General features: G+C 65.4%; 12 protein-coding genes. 10 read left to right on the forward strand and 2 right to left on the reverse strand.

Annotation, left to right across the window (positions count from 1 at the left end; all coding sequences use genetic code 11):
- Positions 1–66 precede the first annotated feature (66 nt).
- The 4 genes from Q9293_RS04045 (at position 67) to Q9293_RS04060 (ending at position 5,215) form a co-directional block, all read left to right on the forward strand.
- The gene (locus tag Q9293_RS04045) at positions 67–1,641 is read left to right on the forward strand and encodes a methyl-accepting chemotaxis protein (protein ID WP_306250292.1); all 1,575 of its coding nucleotides are present in this window, start codon (positions 67–69) and stop codon (positions 1,639–1,641) included.
- A 198-nt stretch (positions 1,642–1,839) separates the two neighbouring features.
- On the forward strand, positions 1,840–3,966 hold the full coding sequence (locus Q9293_RS04050) for a dehydrogenase E1 component subunit alpha/beta (protein WP_306250294.1): 2,127 nt from the start codon (positions 1,840–1,842) through the stop codon (positions 3,964–3,966).
- 55 nt (positions 3,967–4,021) lie between these two features.
- Positions 4,022–4,822, forward strand: a complete 801-nt coding sequence (locus Q9293_RS04055) for a hypothetical protein (RefSeq protein WP_306250296.1) — start codon at positions 4,022–4,024, stop codon at positions 4,820–4,822.
- A 189-nt stretch (positions 4,823–5,011) separates the two neighbouring features.
- On the forward strand, positions 5,012–5,215 hold the full coding sequence (locus Q9293_RS04060; protein ID WP_243287678.1) for a cold-shock protein: 204 nt from the start codon (positions 5,012–5,014) through the stop codon (positions 5,213–5,215).
- A 62-nt stretch (positions 5,216–5,277) separates the two neighbouring features.
- Here the strand turns inward: Q9293_RS04060 and Q9293_RS04065 are convergent, their stop codons facing one another.
- Positions 5,278–5,628 carry a hypothetical protein gene (locus Q9293_RS04065; RefSeq protein WP_306250299.1) on the reverse strand — a complete coding sequence of 117 codons (351 nt, stop codon included), beginning with the start codon at positions 5,626–5,628 and terminating at the stop codon, positions 5,278–5,280.
- Between the two features lie 151 nt (positions 5,629–5,779).
- On the opposite strand from Q9293_RS04065, the gene Q9293_RS04070 reads away from it, so the two are divergent.
- From Q9293_RS04070 to Q9293_RS04090, 5 genes are read left to right on the forward strand one after another with little or no spacing between them, the layout of a single operon-like run.
- The gene (locus Q9293_RS04070; protein ID WP_306250301.1) at positions 5,780–6,463 is read left to right on the forward strand and encodes a CerR family C-terminal domain-containing protein; all 684 of its coding nucleotides are present in this window, start codon (positions 5,780–5,782) and stop codon (positions 6,461–6,463) included.
- Positions 6,454–7,770, forward strand: coding sequence for a TolC family protein (locus tag Q9293_RS04075; RefSeq protein WP_306250303.1), 1,317 nt, complete (start codon positions 6,454–6,456; stop codon positions 7,768–7,770). Before Q9293_RS04070 ends, Q9293_RS04075 begins: the two co-directional genes overlap by 10 nt.
- Positions 7,771–7,796: 26 nt before the next feature.
- On the forward strand, positions 7,797–8,936 hold the full coding sequence (locus tag Q9293_RS04080; RefSeq protein ID WP_306250305.1) for an efflux RND transporter periplasmic adaptor subunit: 1,140 nt from the start codon (positions 7,797–7,799) through the stop codon (positions 8,934–8,936).
- A gap of 3 nt (positions 8,937–8,939) precedes the next feature.
- Positions 8,940–12,140 carry an efflux RND transporter permease subunit gene (locus Q9293_RS04085; protein WP_306250307.1) on the forward strand — a complete coding sequence of 1,067 codons (3,201 nt, stop codon included), beginning with the start codon at positions 8,940–8,942 and terminating at the stop codon, positions 12,138–12,140.
- On the forward strand, positions 12,133–12,837 hold the full coding sequence (locus Q9293_RS04090; protein ID WP_306250309.1) for a nitroreductase family protein: 705 nt from the start codon (positions 12,133–12,135) through the stop codon (positions 12,835–12,837). Before Q9293_RS04085 ends, Q9293_RS04090 begins: the two co-directional genes overlap by 8 nt.
- Here the strand turns inward: Q9293_RS04090 and Q9293_RS04095 are convergent.
- Entirely contained in the window at positions 12,803–15,112 is a 2,310-nt protein-coding gene (locus Q9293_RS04095; protein ID WP_306250311.1) for a response regulator, read from the reverse strand. The two genes, Q9293_RS04090 and Q9293_RS04095, sit on opposite strands and share 35 nt — an antisense overlap.
- Positions 15,113–15,169: 57 nt before the next feature.
- Between Q9293_RS04095 and mfd the strand changes: the two genes are divergently transcribed.
- On the forward strand, positions 15,170–18,577 hold the full coding sequence (gene mfd / locus Q9293_RS04100) for a transcription-repair coupling factor (protein ID WP_306250313.1): 3,408 nt from the start codon (positions 15,170–15,172) through the stop codon (positions 18,575–18,577).
- Positions 18,578–18,615 lie beyond the last annotated feature (38 nt).

Consider the following 18,615-nt stretch of genomic DNA (forward strand, 5'->3'; position numbering starts at 1 on the left):
ATAGGTCAAGACTCATGAGGGGGTTCGCCACCGTCGATACCTGTGCTTACTGTCTGGACGTGCACCATGGCCAACCTCACCATTCGCAAAAAACTATGGGGCTTGGTGGCCCTGTTGGGCTTCATGGCTGTGGTGATCTCCGCATGGCTGCTGGTGGGGATGGCCGGGCAGAACCGGGTCATCCAGAGCAGGGCTGTGGACCGCCTGGAGCCCCTCCAGCAATTGAAGGCCGTTTCCGATGCCTACGCCGTGAGCGTGGTGGACACCTCCCACAAGGTGCGCAGCGGGGCGCTCGGCTTCGAGGCCGGGCTGAAGAATGTCCGTGAGGCCCTGACTGTCGCCGACAAGAATTGGAAGGCCTACAGCCAGACGCAAATGGATGCGGAGGAGAAGGCGTTGGCTGCCAAGGCCGAAACGGCCAAGACCGCCGCCGATGCCGCCTCGCGGAAGGCGGAAAGCCTGATGGCGGCCAAGGACGCCGCGGGCCTGACGGCCTTCGTGACCCAGGAGATGTACCCGGCCATCGATCCCGCCACCGAGGCCGTGGGGAACCTGGTGGACCTGCAAATCAGGGTGGGGCGTGACCTGGTGAAGGAATCCATCCAGGCCTACACCACCCGCACCTGGGTGACCTTTGGCGGCTTGGCGGTGGCGCTGATTCTGGGTGTGGTGCTCAGCCGGACCATCCTTCACGGCATTCAGGTTTCCATCGAGGATCTCCACACGCTGGCCCAGGCCATGGAGCGCGGCGACCTCACGGTACCTGCGAAGGCCCTGTCGCATGACGAACTGGGCAGCATGGCCCATGCCTTCAATGCCACGGCGGCCCGATTCCGCGAGGTGCTGCGGGAGATCCAGCAGGCGGCTACCTCGCTGGCCAGCGGCACGACTGAATTGGCGGCTGGTGCCCAGCAGATCGGGGCCGTCTCCAGCGAGAATGCGCAGAGCCTGGAGGGGCTGCGGGAAGGTACGGATCGCGTGGCCTCCGCCATTCATGAAATGAGCCGCTCGGTGGAAGAGATCGCCAGCCTTGCGGAGGATTCCCAGCGGCAGGGCGCCGATGCGCTGTCTGCTTCGAGCGCAGGCGGGGCTGCCGGTGCCCGGGCCTCGGGCGCCATGGCCGAGGTGCAGGGCTCCATGACGCAGATGGTGAATGCCACCCGCGTCATCCAGGACATCGCCCGTCAGACGAACCTGCTGTCTCTCAATGCGGCCATCGAGGCGGCCAAGGCCGGGGCCATGGGCAAGGGCTTCGCCGTGGTGGCCGAAGAGGTGCGGAAGCTGGCGGAGCGCTCCAGCACTGCGGCTCACGAGATCCAGGGCCTCATCGAATCCAGCGAGCATGCGGGACAGCTCGGAATGAGCACGGTCAAGGAGGCGGTGGATTCCATCGCGGGGATTCAGAGCCGGGTCGAAGCGCTGGCCTCCCGCGCCGCCGAGATCCGCGCCGCCACCGAGGAGCAGAACGTGGCCGCGGCGGAGGTGAACCGCAACATCACCACCATCAGCGACCGCACCTCCCAGGCGGCGGCAGCCACCCAGCAGAGTTCCGCCACTATCCAGGAGGTGGGCCGCACCACGGCGGACCTGGCCTCGTTGGCTGAGCGCCTCAGCGGCTTGACGGCTTCTTTCAAGGTCTGAGGGATCCATCCGGGGGCCCTGCGGAGGGTTTCCTGATGATAAAGTCACTTATTGATCTGCACTGGTCTGTGCCAACTGCGGTTTCGGGGTGGTTTCCTTTGATGGAAATGCGCTGTAGACGGGTGGCCAGGACTGCTTGGGGGTGCATGCTAGATTGGACTTCTTTTGATGGTACAGACCCCCTTTCGAGGAGAGCCTTTGGCCGCGCCATCCAACCTGTCCCTATCGCCCACCACCCTGTCCCGCGAACAGCGCGTGGGCCTGTACCGCACCATCTACGCCGCCCGCCGCATCGATGACAAAGAGATCATGGGCAAGCGGCAGAACAAGGTCTTCTTCCAGATCAATGGCGTGGGCCACGAGGCGGTTCAGGCCGCGGCGGCCCTGGTGTTCAAGCCGGGCCACGACTGGTTCTTCTTCTACTACCGGGACCGGGCCCTGGCCTATGGGTTGGGCTATTCCGCCAAGGAGATGTTCCTGGGATCCGTGGGCGCGGTGGCCGATCCTGCCAGCGGCGGCCGTCAGATGCCCAGCCATTGGGGGCATAGGGGCCTCAACATCTTCACGACCTCCAGCCCCACTGGGAGCCAGTTCCTGCAGGCCGTGGGTGCGGTGGAGGCGGTGGTGCGCGCCGAGCAGGGCGGCATCCAGGAGCTGCTGGGCATCAAGTCTGACGAGGTGGCCCTGGTCACCACCGGGGATGGCACCTGCAGCCAGGGCGAGTTCTGGGAGGGGCTCAGCAATGCCGTGAACCTGAAGGCCCCCGTGGTCTTCCTGGTGGAGGACAACGGTTACGCCATCAGCACCCCCAGTGAAGTGCAGTACCCGGGTGGCAACGTGGCGGCCCTGCTGCAGGGTTTCGCCCAGCATGGCCTCTTGATCATCGACGATGTGGATGGTTGCGACCCCCTGGCCAGCTACGAGGCCCTGAAGGCTGCCGCCGCCCACGCTCGCGCCCGGAAGGGCCCGGCCCTGGTGCGCGCCAAAGTGATCCGGCCCTACAGCCACTCCCTGTCGGATGACGAGCAGCTCTACAAATCCAAGGCGCAGCGAGAAGCGGAAGCACAGCGTGATCCGCTGGTCACCTACGCCCGCCAGTTGGTGGAGAGTGGGGACCTGACGGAAGCCCAGCTGCAGATGCTGAAGGATGAAGTGCAGGCGGAAATCGACGCCGCCTGGGAAGAGGCGGATGCAGCCGCCCGGCCCGAACCCGGCAGCTACTACCAGCACCTCTACAGCGAGGACGTGGATCCCACCTCCGCCGCTTTCGACACCGAGCACAACCCAGGCGACCAGACCACGGGCGCCAAGACCATGCTCGACCTCATCAACGCCACGCTGAAGCACGAGATGGCGCGGGATCCCCGCATCCTCGTGTTCGGCGAAGACGTGGCCGACGCCAGCCGCGCCGACATCCTGGACGAGGTCAAGGGCAAGGGCGGTGTCTTCAAGACCACCCACGGCCTGCAGAAGCAGTTCGGCAACCACCGGGTGTTCAACACGCCGCTGGCCGAAGCCACCATCATCGGCCGGGGCATCGGCCTGGCGGCCCGCGGCTTCAAGCCCGTGGTGGAGATCCAGTTCTTCGACTACATCTGGCCCGCCATGCAGCAGCTGCGCGATGAGCTGGCCAACATCCGCTGGCGCTCCAACGGGGCCTTCAAGAGCCCCATGGTGGTGCGCGTGCCCATTGCGGGCTACCTCATGGGCGGCGCCACCTACCACAGCCAGTGCGGCGAGAGCACCTTCACGCACATCCCCGGCCTGCGCGTGATCTGCCCCAGCAACGCCCTGGATGCCGCGGGCCTGCTGCGCACCGCCATCCGCTGCGACGACCCCGTGCTGTTCCTGGAGCCGAAGCACCTCTACCGCCAGACCCACAACAAGGGCAATGATCCCGGCCCCGACTTCATGATCCCCTTCGGCAAGGCCCGCACCGTGCGCGAAGGCACGGATCTCTCCGTCATCACCTACGGCTGCACCGTCCACCGCGCCATGCAGGCGGCCCGCGAGGCGGAGAAGGAAGGCATCTCGGTGGAGATCATCGACCTGCGCAGCCTGAACCCCTATGATTGGGAGGCCATCGAGAGGACGGTGAAGAAGACCCACCGTGTGATCGTGGCCCACGAGGACACGCTGAGCTGGGGCTATGGCAGCGAGATCGCCGCCCGCATTGCCGACGAACTGTTCTTCCTCCTGGATGCCCCGGTGAAGCGCGTGGCCGCCAAGGACACCTGGGTGGCCTACTACCCGGCTCTGGAGGACGAGATCCTGCCGCAGCCCAAGGATTTCCTGGAAGCCTACCGGAAGCTCGCCGGCATCTGATTTTCACCTGGCTGTGCCACACAGGCGCTAGGATGGGCTTGCTTCAGGAGGGTCCATGCGGGTTCTGCCGGTCATCCTTGCGCTCTGCGCCACATCCGCCTTCGCCCAGCTGGGGGCACCCTACCAGGCCGCGCAGGGCTTCCAGCCCACCTGGACGGTGGGGGCGCAGAACTACGGCCCCACCCTCACCGGGCATTTCCAGGGCATCCAGAACGGACAGCCCATCCTGGTGGATCTGGATTCCGACCTGGGCCTGGGCAAGGACAAGACCACGCCCGGCTTCTTCCTGGATTACCAGGGCACCAGCTACGGGTTCCAGCTTTCCAGCGGTTCGGCGGAGTACCGGGGCGACCGCACGCTCTCCCGGGCCATCACCATCAATGGCCAATCCTATGGGGCCAGCAGCCGCGTCCAGTCCCACGTGAAGCTGGCCAGCGTGGATGGCATCTGGACCATCAAGTTCTCCCAAGACGCCGACACCTGGCTGGGCTTCGACCTGGGGGCCCAGGTCTGGACCATCGATCTGGATGCCACGGACGTGCCTTTGGCCCCGGCCACGGCCCGGTCGACCAGCACCCAGGTGAAGGCCCCCATTCCCCAGCTGGGCCTTTCGGGGGGCTCCAGGGCCTTCAACGGGGCCATGGAAGCCAAGGCGTACATCCACTATCTTCCCTATAAACACTCCAAATACACCCTTTATGGCGCCGATGTAAGAGTCTTCCCTGTGCGTTGGTTCGGCTTGCGCGCCTTCTATGAAGCGGGCCGGTTCGACGTGCCCAAGGGCTCCATCAAGGATGATCTGGAGTTCCAGCTGGACCGCAAGGGCCTGGGTGTGGGCGCCGTTTTACGGTTCTGATCTGCCCGGCTGGAGGCCCGAACTGAGATTCGGGTGCGATTAAGCGCAGAAAAAAAAGGATAGACGGCGCCAATCCTGTCATGCTGTCCGCGTGACCCGCCAGGGGCGGACCTCACATACACGCAATGACGGCCTTGTCTGGGGAAAGTCATCGCTACAACATCACCAGACATTCTGCAGGAAACAGTCATGGCTCAAGGCACCGTCAAGTGGTTCAACGCTGAAAAGGGCTTCGGTTTCATCACCCCCGACGAGGGCGGCGCTGACCTCTTCGTCCACCACACCGCCATCCAGGGCGGCGGCTTCCGTACGCTCGACGAGAACCAGCGCGTCAGCTTCGAAGTCGCTCAGGGCCAGAAGGGCCCCCAGGCCACCAACGTCCAGAAGCTCTAATACCTCTCAAAGCTCCACGAAAAAGCGGCCCATCGGGCCGCTTTTTCGTGGAGGCACTTGGCCTAGTGGTGGGCGTGCCCGTGGTCGTCGGCCACCGCGGCCTTGCCGATGAACTCGGGCTTGCGGCCCAGGAAGACCACCCACAGGCCATAGAGGGCCAGGATGCCAAGGCCCACGACCAGGAAGGCGGGGCGCATGGCGGCCACCGCGGAGGAGCGGAAACCCAGCAGGCCCAAAGCGGAGCCAAAGAAGCCGACGGTGATCAGCAGAATGCCCCAGCGGGCGGCGGCCACTGGGCTCTGGCCAACCTCTTCGGGCAGGGTGCCCAGGGGGGTTTTGACCTCCCCGGCGATGTGAGTGCCCTGGAAGATCAATACGATGAAGAGGATGAAGTAGAAGACGAGAAAGAGCATGGGTCACTCCGGGGGGAATCAGAATCGCATGGGGCAATGTTGAATGCGATGATTCGGGACAAAATTCCCAGCTTGACAACATCAAACGATTGATTAATTATTGTTTTTGAATTAATCATTCGATTGATTCATCCGCTCCGAGGGATCTCTGATGACACCTCCCGCTTTGGCCCAAGACACCCGAACCCGGCTTCTCGAGTCGGCCATTCTCCATTTCGCCGCCAAGGGCTTCGATGGCACGGGCATCCGGGAGATCGCCAAAAGCGCCAACGCGAATTCAGCCCTCGTGGCCTACCACTTCTGTGGCAAGGAGGGGCTGTACCTGGAAGCCCTCAAGGCCATCTTCGCCCGCAAGGTTTCGCCCGTGGCCCTGTTGAAGGACCTGCCCCCCGCCGGTTCCCCCGGAGCCCGCAAGGCCGCCCTCAAGGGTTTCCAGGATTACATCCGGGCCTTCTTCACGGAAATCATGTCCTGCGGGTCCGATCCCGTGGATGAGGCCGCCATGATCCTGGTGGGGCGGGAGATGCAGGCCCCGCGAACGGCCTCGTCGGCCCTGCTCATGGAGCATCTGAAGCCCTACGTGGTCTACCTCACCAACTGCCTGCAGATCCTCCGCCCAGACCTCAATGAGGATGAGCTGTTCACCATGGGCGTGAGCATCCAGGGCCTGGTGATCCACTTCCGGAACTCCATCGGCATCATCCGGCTCATCCGTGGCAATCCGGCCTATCCCGAGGACCTGGATCGCATCATCCAGCACCACATCGACTTCAGCCTGCGGGGACTTGGCGTTCCCGAGGCCTTTCCGCAGCCGAGGACCCAACCATGCTCCTGATCTTTCCACCCGCCCTTCAGGCTCAGGCCCTGACGCCACCGCCCGAAGGGGCCAAGGCCCAGGCCCCGCTTTCGCTGGATCTTTCCAGCGCCCTTGCCAGGGCCCGCAACGAAAACCCCATGCTTCGGGCGGCCAAGGCCCGGGTGGAGGAGCGGCGCGGCCTCATCACCAGCACCCGGGCCGACGCCCTGCCGCAGCTGACCCTCGTGGGCGATTTCACCCGGGCCCGCGACGTGTCCATCCTCAACAGCGGTTTCGCGGACAGCGCCGCAGCCTTCGGTCTGTCGCCCAATTCCCTGGTGGGGGCCCGCAGCATCTATACCAGCCAGGCCAACCTCACCCAGCCCCTGTTCTATTGGGGCAAATTGGGCACCGCCATCGACATTGCCAAGATGGGCGAGCAGGAGGCAGCCTTCGGTTTCACCACCTCTGAGCTGGATGTCCTCCATGGGGTGGCCAAGGCCTATCTGGGCGTTCTGTCCGCCCAGGCTGAGCAGGAAGTCATCGAATCCCGGCGAAGCACCGCTGAGCAGTTTGTTTCGGATGTGAAGGCCAAGCTGGAAGCCCAGACCGCCACGGAACTGGACCGCCTCCGCGCCGAGAGCGAACTGCTGGCGGTCATCCCTGAGGCTCTGCAGGCGGAGGCCCAGGTGAAGCGGGCGTTGGAAGTGCTCAATGGGCAGCTGGGCCTGGATCCCAAGACGCCCCTGTCCCTCGCCCAGATGGGCCTGCCGGAGATCGGCGCCAAACCCGCTGGGGCGGAGCGCAGTGAGCTGGCCCAGTTGCGGCAGCAGGAAGCGATGTATCGCGCCAACGAGAAGATCATCACCTCGGATCTGCGGCCCAAGTTCGATCTCAGCGCCAGCTACGGCTACCAGGCGGGCAAGACGGAAAACCTGTGGAAAGAACCCTACGACACCTGGAAGGTGAGCGTCACCATGAAGTTCCCCATCTTCGACGGGCTACGCAGCTCCGGCAAGCGGGCCCAGAACACGGCCCAGCTGGAGCAGGTGAAGCAGGCCCGCATCGATCGCGAGCGCTCTGTGGCCATCGAGCAGAGCACGGCCGACCGCGAACTGGAGAAGGCCATCGCCCTGAATGAGGCGGCCCGGCGCGCTCACGACGCCACTGTCGAGGCCCTGCGCATGAGCCGGGAATCCTTCGAGCAGGGGCTCATCACTTCGCTGGATCTGCTTCAGGCCGAGCGCGCGGAGCGCCAGGCCGAAAGCCAGCGCCGCCGCGCCGAGCTGGGCCTCTGGTCTGCCCGCTTTGACCAGCGCCGCTCCCTCGGCCTTCCCCCTCTTTGATATCGACGCATTCCTTGGAGCTGACTATGAACCGCAAAACCCTTCTCCTCTACGTTGCCCTGCCCGTGGTGGTCATCGCTGGCGCGGCCACCTACCACCGCGGCCAGCGCAACAGCGAACTGAGCCACCAGGCCACCGTGAAATCCGAAGGCATCGTGCCCGTCACCCTGGTGCCTGTGCAGGAGCGGAGCTTCCACCCTGCGGTGGCCTTCACAGGCACGCTGCTGGCCGTGAACCGCGCCGAGCTGAAGGCTGAAGTCACCGGGCGGGTGACGCGCGTCGCCGTGCAGGAAGGCGACACGGTCGCTGCGGGAGCCCTGCTGGGCGCCCAGGATGAGGATGACTACCTGCTGGGTGTCCAGGCCGCCGAGGCCCAGCTGGCCCAGGCCAAGGCCCAGGCTCTGCAGGCCGCGCGCGACAACGAGCGTTCGGTGGCCCTGCTGGAGAAGCGCAGCATCACCCGCCAGGCGGCCCAGCAGGCCGAGACGGCCTACAACGCCACCAAGGCCGCGGCCCAGGCCGCCGAGAGCAACCTCGGCATGGCCCGACTGCGCCTGAAGAAGGCCCGCCTCGTGGCGCCCTTCGCGGGCCAGGTGGCCCGTCGTGCCGTGCAGCCCGGCGAAATGCTGAACCCCGGCCAGACGGCCTTCGAGGTGGTGGACAACCGCAAGCTGGAAATCCGCGCGGACCTGCCCACCGAAGCCATGGCTTCCGTGAAGACCGGCCAGAAAGCCACGTTCCGGGCCGTGGGCCTGGATCGCCCTGTGGAAGGCAAGGTCGCCCAGGTGAGCCCAAGCCTTTCGCAGGATGGCCGCACCCTGCGGGTGCGCATCGAAGTCGCCAACCTTGATGGGCAGCTCAAGGGCGGCCTCTTCGTGGAAGGTGTCATCCTCGGCGAGGGCGAGGCCAAGCGTCCGGCCCTGCCTGCCACACTCCTGAAGGCGCAGGATCGTGATGCAGAACTGTTCGTGGCTGAGGAATCCGTGGCCCGCCGCCGCAAGGTGGTGCTCGGCGTCGAGCAGGATGGCTTCCGCCCCGTCACCGGGCTCGCGGTAGGTGTCCAGGTCATCGACAGCGGCAAGGATCTCGTGGGCGAAGGCAGCCGCCTGCGTGTCATCACCGCTGTGGCCCCCGCGACCAGCGCCCCCAGCGTGGGAGGGAAGTGATCCATGTTCCTGTCTGACCTTTCCATCCGCCGGCCCGTATTCACGGTCTGCATCATGCTGGCGCTGGTGGTGCTGGGCCTCTTCTCCGTGAAGAGCCTGGGCATCGACCAGTATCCCAACACCGACATCCCCACCGTCACTGTTTCCGTCATCTACCCCGGCGCCAGCCCTGAGTCCGTCAAGCAGGACGTGGTCCGCAAGATCGAGGAGGCCGTCAATCCCATCGAGAAGATCAAGGAGATCAGCTCCACCAGCCAGGAGGGCCTGGGTACGCTCGTGATCCAGTTCCATCTGGGCCGCAACGTCGACAACGCGCTGAACGATGTGCGCACGAAGATTGGCCAGATCCGCCGCGACCTGCCCAGCAACATCGAAGAGCCGGTCATCTCCAAGTTCGACCCGGCCCAGCTGCCGGTGCTGTCCTTGGTGGTGAAACCCGATGCCAAGCATGCGGACATGAATGACCGGGAACTCACCCGCATCGCGGAGGATTTCCTCAAGCGCCGCATCGAGAACATCAACGGTGTGGGCAAGGTCGATCCCGCGGGCGTCAGCACCCGGGAGATCCTCGTCAACATCGATCCCCAGAAGCTCGAGTCCCAGGGCCTGTCGCTCCAGGCCGTGAAGAACGCCCTGGGCAGCGACACCATGGCCATTCCCAGCGGCAACCTGCTGCAGGGCAACCGCGAAGTCTCCGTGAAGGTGGATGCCAAGGCCAAGTCCGTGTCCGACTTCAACCACGTCATCGTGGGGAACAAGGAAGGCCGTCCCATCGAGCTGCAGGAAGTGGCCAAGATCGTGGACGGCATCAAGGAGAAACGCAGCCTGGCCCGTCTCGACGGCAAGGATGTGGTGGCCCTGGAAATCCAGCGGCAGACCGGCGGCAACACCGTGGCCATGGTCACGGCCGTGGAGAAGGCCCTGGAGGAGTTGAAGCCTGAGCTCTCCAAGCAGGGCGTGGAAGTGGTCAAGGCCAAGGACAACGCCCGCTTCATCATCGACAACGTGGATGACGTGAATGTCTCCATCTACGTGGGCGGCATCCTCACAGTGATCATCGTGTTCTTCTTCCTGAAGAGCTGGCGCTCCACCCTCATCACCAGCCTCACGCTGCCCGTGTCCGTGATCTCGACTTTCATCATCATGCGGGCGCTGGATTTCACGCTGAACACCATGACCCTCATGGGCCTCAGCCTCGCCATCGGCATCCTCATCGATGACGCCATCGTGGTGCGCGAGAACATCACGCGGCACGCGGAGATGGGCAAGGATCACGTGACGGCCGCCCGCGAGGGCACCGCCGAGATCGGGCCCGCGGTCATCGCCACCACCCTGTCGATTCTCGCGGTGTTCGTGCCCGTGGCCTTCATGGGCGGCATCGTGGGCAAGTTCTTCTTCCCCTTCGGCATCGTCGTGGCCTTCGCCGTGGCCGTGTCGCTGTTCGTCAGCTTCACGCTGGATCCCATGCTCAGCGCCGTGTGGCCTGATCCCGAGCACGAGAAGAGCGCCGACGGCCACGTGCACTACCAGGGCCGCAACCCCATCATGCGCAGCGTGGAGGCCTTCGGCCGCATGCTCGACCGCTGGGAAAGCCTCTACAAGACAGCCATCGAGTGGTCCCTGAACCACCGCTGGACGGTGATGGGCCTGGGTTTCGGCACCTGGATCCTGGCCATGGGTCTGTCGGGCCTGCTCGGCAACAACTTCATGCCCGACTATGACCGGGGCGATCTGCAGGTGACCTTCAAGGCGGAACCCGGTTCCAGCCTCAATGCGACCCGCCAGAAGGCTCTGGCCCTGGAAACGGTCATCAAGAAGGTGCCTGGGGTGGATCTCACCTACACGACCATCGGCACGGGCCTCAACGGCACCGTGGATTCCGGTGGCATCTACGTGAAGCTCAAAGAGGGCCGTCGGCCCAACCATGTGGCCATCCGTCGCCAGATCCGCGAAGGTTTCCGCTCCGTGCCTGGTGTGGATGCGGCCGTGGGCGCCGTGAGCGACTGGGGCACTTCGTATCCCATCATGGTGGCCGTGCAGGCTCCCGAGCGGGATGCGGTGATCCAGGCCGTGCCCCTGGTGAAGGAGGCGCTGCGCAGCGTTCCCGGCGCCGTGGACGTGACCACCAGTCTCGACAGTGGCAAGCCCGAACTGAAACTGGTTATTGACCGCAAGGCTGCGTCGGACCTGGGCGTGAGCCCAGCCCTGGTGGCCCAGATGGTGCGTCCCCTGGTGGATGGCGAGAAGGTGGCCAAATACGAAGACGAGAAGGGCGAACAGCGCGATGTGCGCGTTCGCCTGGAAGACCAGCAGCGGCGGTTCACCACCCAGCTGGCCAACATGACCGTGCAGAGCACCAAGGATCTGGGGGGCGGCAAGCACCCGCTGGTGCGCCTGAACCAGGTGGTGCGCTTCGAGGAGGGCATCGCCCCCGCCAAGCTGCAGCGCCACGACCTCATGGAAGAAGTGGAAGTGGACGCCAACTTCGACGGCTCCACCCTGGGCGAAGTCTCGGGCCTCGCCGCGAAGAAGGTGGCCGAGCTGAAGGCCAGCGGCCAGCTGCCGGAAGGCGTGCGCGTGGAGTTCCTGGGCCAAACACGCGACAGCAAGGAAACCGCCGGTTACATGGGCACCTCGCTGCTGCTGGCGGTGTTCTTCATCTACTTCGTGCTGGCCAGCCAGTTCGAGAGCTTCAAGCTGCCCGTGGCCATCATGGCCAGCCTGCCGCTCTCCATGGTGGGCATGGTGCTCATGCTCCTCATCACCGGCGACTCCATGTCCATGATGACCAGCATCGGCATGATCCTGCTCATGGGGCTCGTGACCAAGAACGCCATCCTGCTGGTGGACCACGCGCTGCATCTGGAACGGGAGGAGGGCATCTCCCGCCGCCAGGCCATCATCCGGGCGGGCACCGTGCGTCTGCGGCCCATCCTCATGACCAGCTTCGCCATGATCGGCGGCATGCTGCCGTTGTTCCTGGCGCTGGGCGCGGGCGCGGAAATGCGCGCACCCATGGCCCGCGCCGTGGTGGGCGGCCTCATCACCTCCACGCTGCTCACCCTCATCGTCGTGCCCGTGTTCTTCGAGTTCATCGAAGAGCTGAGCCTGGCGAAGGGCTGGAACTGGATCCGGCAGCGCCTGGGCATGGCGGTTCCCGAGCCCGTGGCAACCCAGCCCCGGGTGGAGGCCCCTGATGCCTGAGTCTGGTTTCTACAGTGCGGTGGAAGCCCGCCGCACGGTGCGGGACTTCCTGCCCGAGCCGGTGCCTCAGGAGGTGTTGAACCGTTGCCTGGACGCGGCTCGCCTCGCGCCGAGCTCCAGCAACCTTCAGCCCTGGGAATTTGTGGTGATCCGCGATCCAAAGGCCAGACAGGCGGCCAATGCCGCCTGTCTGGACCAAATGCCTGCGAAAACGGCTCCGCTGTTGATCGCCCTGGTCACCCATCGGGAAACCTGGCGCCGCAACCGCGATGAAATCGTGCGCGTTTTCGAGGGACGGGGCCCCCTGCGGCCGAGCCAGGCCTCCTACTACAAAAAGATCATTCCCTTGATCTACACCACCGGGCCCTTGGGCATCCTCGGGCCGCTCAAGCGGGTCTTCAGCCGCGTGGGCTCGCTGTTCAAGCCCACGCCGAACCTCATGTCCCAGGCGGATATCCGCGTCATGGCCCATAAGAGCACGGCCCTGGCCGCCGCCACCTTCATGCTCGCCCTGCGGGCCGAAGGCTACGACAGCTGTCCCATGGAGGGCTTCGATCCCTGGCGGGCCAAGGCGCTGCTTGGCCTGCCCAGGGGAGCGGAGGTGAACATGTTCCTGGCCATCGGCAAGCGCAGCGAGTCTGGCGTGTGGTGGGACCGGGTGCTCATGCCTCGGGATTGGGTGGTTCGGGAGTTGTGATCCCCTCGGCATCGGCCATGACTTCCAATACGGCCTTGCGGAGTTCCCGCATGGGGTAGGGCTTGGGCAGGAAGCGCACCTGCCCGAGCTCCACCAGCCGTTGGGCAGCGGCATCTGCATCGTAGCCGCTGCTGAGGATCACGGGCAGGGCGGGGTGGGCTTGCCGCATCTCGTGGAAGGCCTCAAGGCCATCCATGCGCGGCATGGTCAGGTCGAGCAGCGCCAGTCGCACCTGGCTGCCGGCTTCCGCAAACCGGGCTACAGCCTCTGCACCATCCCGGGCGCTGATGACTTCAAAGCCCATGGATTCGAGGGCCGACACGGCGAAATCAAGCACCATGGGCTCATCGTCCGCCATCAGGGCCAGCCCCTGGAACATCCGCCGCGGGCCCGAGTCCTCCCTCAGCAGTTGGGGCAGCAGCTCCTGCGTGGCAGGGAAGAGGATTCTGAAGAGGGTTCCGTTTCCCGGCGAACTCTTGATGTGAATGCCTGCGCGGTGGGTTTTCAAAATGCCGTGGATGGCCGAAAGGCCAAGCCCGTGCCCGGTCTGCTTGGTGGTGAAGAAGGGGTCGAAGATGCGCTCGATCAGCTCGGAATCCATGCCGCAGCCCGTATCTGCGACTTGAAGGATGGCGAAGGAGCCCGCCTCCAGGCCCTGAGTGGGGCAGAGGGCTTCCAGGGCTGGCTGGTCGAGATACTCGGCCGAAGTGCTCAGGGTGATGACCCCTTCCTGAGGGCCGATGGCTTCGGCGGCATTGGTGACGAGGTTCAGCATCACCTGCTGGATCTGCGCGGCATCCGCCAGGATGGGCGGAACATCCGGGGCGAGGTTCAGAATCAGGGTGGTCTTTTTGGGAAGGGTCACCTGCAGGAGGTGGCTCATCTCCTTGACCGAAAGGTTCAGGTCGAGGGGCTTGATCAGGAAATGCCCGCGGCCTGAATAGGCCAGCATCTGACGGGTGAGGTCAGAGGCTTTCTGCACGGCCATTTCGGCCTGTTCCAGGGGCCGGTGGGCGGGCCCACCTGGATCGATCTGGGCCTGGGCCAGGTTCAGGTTTCCCTGCACCGCCGCCAGCAGGTTGTTGAAGTCGTGGGCGATGCCCCCGGCGAGCACCCCGAGGCTTTCCAGCCGCTGCGAGTTCAGCAGGGCTTCCTGGGTGCGGCGCTGCTCCTCCTCGCGCTGGGCCAGGGCCAGGCTCGTGCGGCCCAGTTCTTCGCCCAGCTGAGCCACCTCCCGGGAAGCGGTGCGCAATTCGGGGCGGTGGTACAAATCGCCTCGGCCAATGTGGCGCGAGGCCTGCACCAGCTGCCGAATGGGCGTGGCGATCACCCGCGTTCCCATGGCGCGGGCCGCAAGCAAGGCCAGGGCGCCGGTGACCAGGAGCAGGATCATGTTGCGGCGGTCGGTTCTCAGGCTTTCGCCGAGCACCTGGGATTCGGGCCGACCCACTTGGATGTAGAGGTAGGGACGGGTCTGTCCAGGGGTGCGGACCTGCCGGTAGGCGAACAGGGCGCGCTGGCCGTCCCGGCGCTTGTCCCAATAGGTGCCTTCAGGCCCGCCGCCCATGACCCGGTCGGCCTGGTCTTTGGGAAGCCTGGTGCCGACCAGGGTGCCGTAGCGCTGAGCGATGTGGGTCAGGTGGTACAGCACGGTGCCCGCATGGTCGAGGACCACCAGGGAGGTTTCGGCGGGCAGTTCGGAGCGGTTGAAGAGGTCGCCGTAGCGGGTGAGATCGTAGGACACGGCCAGCACGGCAAGCAGGTCGCCGCGCTCGTTCATGACGGGCAGGGAGAAATGGATGACGGGAGTGCCCGTGGTTCGCCCAAGCACGTACTCGCCCACCGTGAAACGGCGCGTCTCAACAGCCTCCCAGAAATACTTCCGGTCCTTCATCACGAGGTTGGTGGTCGGGACGGCTGAGGCGAGGAGGTTTCCGCTGGGGTCCAGGGCCAGCAGGTTGACGAAGCGGGGATCCTCCCTTTGCAGGGCGCGGAGGATCCGGCCGAAGGCGGGGCCATCGCCCCGGCGCAGCTCGGGAAAGAAGGATAGGGTGGTGAGCATTTCCAGGGCGGAGCTGGTCACCTGCTCCTGCTGGTGCGTGAGATCGTTCACCAGCTGCAGCAGGTGCTCCTGGGCGCGAACCTTGGCCTCTTGGCGGCGCTCAAGGTTTGAGGCGTACTGGATGGCCAGAGCGGGCAGCAGGGCAAACAGAACCACCCAGGTGAGGTGAGTGCTCAGGCTCCATCTGCGATTCGTGGGACCGGTGGGGGTCATGGCCCCTGACCTTTCTGAAAGACATGCAACCCGGCATCGGGCAATCTGGAGAGATCTATGAATGATACGGGTCACGATCTGCGGGATCTACTGCGGTCTGCTGAAGCGCCTTTCGAGGGCCTGGGCGCTCCGGGCGCCAAGCTCCGGTGGATGTCGCCTTCGGCCCTGGCTCTGGTGCTGGCCCGCTGGGCTGGCAAGGATGGGCGGGTGCAGTCGCTCTGGGTGGATGCGCCTAGCGAGGCGGAGGCCCGCAGCCTGGCCCAGGACCTTCAGGCCCTGCTCCCGGGCACCGGGGTGGCTTTCTTTCCTGGGTACACAGCCTATGCCGGTGGGGAAAGCAGCCCTCCGGGCATGGTGCTGCGGGAGCGGCTCTCGGCCTTGGTGGGCCTATTGGAGCGGCGGGTCCAGATTCTGGTGACCGGTCCCCTCTCGGCCTGTGAGCGGCTCCCTCATCCCACCTGGTTCCAGAAACAGAAGCTGGAATTGCGCAAAGGCGCCGAGGTGCCCCGGGAGCTGCTGCTGGAAACCCTGGTGGCCCTGGGCTACCGGCGCACCGAGATGGCCTCGGCGCCGGGCGAGTTCAGCTCCCGCGGCATGGTGGTCGATCTCTGGCCCGACCACCTGGACCAGCCTCTGCGTTTGGAGACCTTCGGCGACGAACTGGAGCGCCTCAGCCCCTTTGATCCCGACAGCCAGCGCCGCACCGGCGAATCGCTGGAGGCTCTGACGCTCTATCCCCGTTTCGAGGGCGACCGCGGGAATGGGGAGGCGCTTCTGGCCGCAGTGGAATCCCGTGCCCATCTCACCCAGGAGCCCGAGGATGATCTCGCCTTCCGCCGGGCGCGGCTGGCAACCCACGGCCATTTCCCCGGGGAGGAATTGTTCCATCCGCTGCTGTCGCAGCCCAAGGGCCAGCTCACGCATTGGATGCCGCCCTGCCTCCGGGTGCGGCTGGACGGCGACTGGGAAGAGGCGCTGCGGGATGCCGAACGGGCCCGCATCGAGGAGGGGCTGGCCATGCTGCGCCGAGGCGGCGTGGTGTGTCCGGATTTTGAGGACCGCTTCCTGCCCGCCGATCCCAGCCGTCCCACGCTGCTGCTGACGGAATGGCAGAGCGAGGCCACGGTGCCCCTGGCGGCCCGGCCGGTGCGGGAGTTCCAGGGCCGCCTGCAGGAGCTGGCGGACCACCTGCAGGATCTCGCCCTCACAAGCCACCGCGTGTTCCTGGCGGGCTCCACGCCTGGCATGCGCGATCGTTTCCAGGAGTTCATCCGCGAGTACGAGCTGCCCCAGGCCTACGGCACCGAGATCGGCTGCCGGACGCTGCACCTGTCCCTGAGCGCCGGGTTCCACCTCAAAGAACCCGGTTTGGTGGTGTTCACCGAGCGCGAGGTCTTCGGACGCAAGGCCATCCAGGCCGCGCCGAAGAAATCCCGAAGTTCGGCCTTCCTCTCGGACCTGCGTGATCTCAAGCCCGGCGACCGCGTGGTGCACATGGACCATGGCATCGGTGAGTTCGTGGGTTTCTCGATCCTCACCGTGGGTGGTGAGGAGCAGGAGGTGCTGCAGCTGCGCTACGCCGATGGTGGCCAGCTGAACGTGAGTCTGGAGCGGGCCGACCTCATGCAGCGCTACAGCGGCGCCGAAGGCCACCTGCCGCCCCTGGACAAGCTGGGTGGCGCCTCCTGGGCCAAGGTCAAGCGCAAGGCCAAGAAGGCCATCCGCGACATGGCCGACGAGCTGCTGAAACTCTATGCCCAGCGTAAGCTGGAGAAGGGCCATGCCTATCCGCCTGACGGCCCTGACATGGCTGCCTTTGATGCCAGTTTCCCCTTCACGCCCACGCCGGATCAGATCGAGGCCATCGAAGCCGTCAAGGCCGATCTCGAGTCGCCGCGCCCCATGGATCGCCTGTTGGTGGGCGACGTGGGCTTCGGCAAGACGGAAGTGGCCATGCGCGCCGCGGCCAAGGTGGCCCTGGAAGGCAGGCAGGTGGCGGTGCTGTGCCCCACCACCATCCTGTGCTTCCAGCACCACCGCACCTTCAAGGAGCGTTTCTCCGGCTTTCCCATTCGCATCGAGATGATGAACCGCTTCGTGGATGCGGCCGATCAGAAGCGCATCCTCCAGGAGCTGGCGGATGGCAAGGTCGAGATCGTGGTGGGCACGCACCAGATGCTGGGCGCCAAGGTGAAGTTCGCGGACCTGGGGCTGGTGATCATCGACGAGGAGCAGCGCTTCGGCGTGGGCCACAAGGAGAAACTGAAGAAGCTCCGCCTCAACGTGGACCAGCTGGCCCTCAGCGCCACGCCGATCCCCCGCACGCTGCACATGAGCCTCACCGGCCTCAGAGAGATCAGCCTCATCGAAACGCCGCCCAAGGATCGCCTGGCCATTGAGACGGTGGTGGCGCCCTGGAGCGACGAACTGGTGCAGACCGCCATCCAGTTCGAGCTGCGGCGGGGCGGGCAGGTCTACCTGGTGCATAACCGGGTGGAGTCCATTGTCTCCATCGCGGCCCGCGTGCGCGAACTGGTGCCCGATGCCCGCGTGGCCGTGGGCCACGGCCAGATGACGGACGAGGCTCTGGAGCAGGCCATGCTGGGCTTCATGGAGGGGCGCATCGATGTGCTGGTGGCCACCACCATCGTGGAGAACGGCCTCGATGTGCCCAACGCCAACACCCTCATCGTGCACCGGGCCGACGCCTTCGGTCTCAGTCAGCTCTATCAGCTGCGCGGTCGCGTGGGCCGAAGTGACGTGCCCGCCTACGCCTACCTGCTGATCCCGCCCAAGCACGAGATCAGCGAGGATGCCCGGAAGCGCCTGCAAGCCCTGGAGGATTTCTCCGAGCTGGGCTCGGGCTTCCGCATCGCCGCCATGGACCTGGAGCTTCGGGGCGCGGGCAACCTGCTGGGCGGCGAGCAATCGGGCCACATTCACGACATCGGCTTCGAGCTGTACGTGAAGCTGCTGGAGGAGACGCTCCAGGAGCTGCAGGGCCAGCCCAGCGGCAGCTTCGACGTGAAGCTAGACGGCCTCGCGCCCGGCGCCCAGCTCAGTCGCCGCTGGATCGATCAGGCCAGCGAGCGCCTGGTGGCCTACAAGCGTGTCTCGCGGCTGCGCGACGAGAAGGAACTGGAGCTCTACAAGCTGGATCTGGAAGACCGCTTCGGCCGCATTGCGGAAGATGACTCAGACACCCTCCGCTTCTTTGAGCTGCTCAAGATCAAGCTGAGGGCGCAGCAGCTGGCCGTGTCGGAAGTGGGTGTAGAGAAGGGGCAGCTCAAATTCCGCCTGAGTCCCCAGACGCCGCTGGATCCCGCCAAGCTCATGGCCTGGGTGGGTCAGAAGAAGGGTGCCCAGCTCAGCCCCGACGGGGCCCTGCGCCTGCCCCTTCTGGGCACCGAAGCCGGGCCTCTCCTGCAGGCCCAGCGCATCCTGGTGGAGTGGGCAGAGCTATAGGTCTTGGCACGGCCCCCTGGTGGAGATTCAGCCGACTG

The organism is Geothrix sp. PMB-07, from assembly GCF_030758935.1.
In the GTDB taxonomy this organism is placed as follows: domain Bacteria; phylum Acidobacteriota; class Holophagae; order Holophagales; family Holophagaceae; genus Geothrix.

Coding starts and splice junctions, on each gene's coding strand:
- Q9293_RS04045 (WP_306250292.1), top strand. CDS start 67: ATGGCCAACCTCACCATTCGCAAAAAACTATGGGGCTTGGTGGCCCTG.
- Q9293_RS04055 (WP_306250296.1), top strand. CDS start 4,022: ATGCGGGTTCTGCCGGTCATCCTTGCGCTCTGCGCCACATCCGCCTTC.
- Q9293_RS04060 (WP_243287678.1), top strand. CDS start 5,012: ATGGCTCAAGGCACCGTCAAGTGGTTCAACGCTGAAAAGGGCTTCGGT.
- Q9293_RS04065 (WP_306250299.1), bottom strand. CDS start 5,628: ATGCTCTTTCTCGTCTTCTACTTCATCCTCTTCATCGTATTGATCTTC.
- Q9293_RS04070 (WP_306250301.1), top strand. CDS start 5,780: ATGACACCTCCCGCTTTGGCCCAAGACACCCGAACCCGGCTTCTCGAG.
- Q9293_RS04075 (WP_306250303.1), top strand. CDS start 6,454: ATGCTCCTGATCTTTCCACCCGCCCTTCAGGCTCAGGCCCTGACGCCA.
- Q9293_RS04080 (WP_306250305.1), top strand. CDS start 7,797: ATGAACCGCAAAACCCTTCTCCTCTACGTTGCCCTGCCCGTGGTGGTC.
- Q9293_RS04085 (WP_306250307.1), top strand. CDS start 8,940: ATGTTCCTGTCTGACCTTTCCATCCGCCGGCCCGTATTCACGGTCTGC.
- Q9293_RS04090 (WP_306250309.1), top strand. CDS start 12,133: ATGCCTGAGTCTGGTTTCTACAGTGCGGTGGAAGCCCGCCGCACGGTG.
- Q9293_RS04095 (WP_306250311.1), bottom strand. CDS start 15,112: ATGACCCCCACCGGTCCCACGAATCGCAGATGGAGCCTGAGCACTCAC.
- mfd (WP_306250313.1), top strand. CDS start 15,170: ATGAATGATACGGGTCACGATCTGCGGGATCTACTGCGGTCTGCTGAA.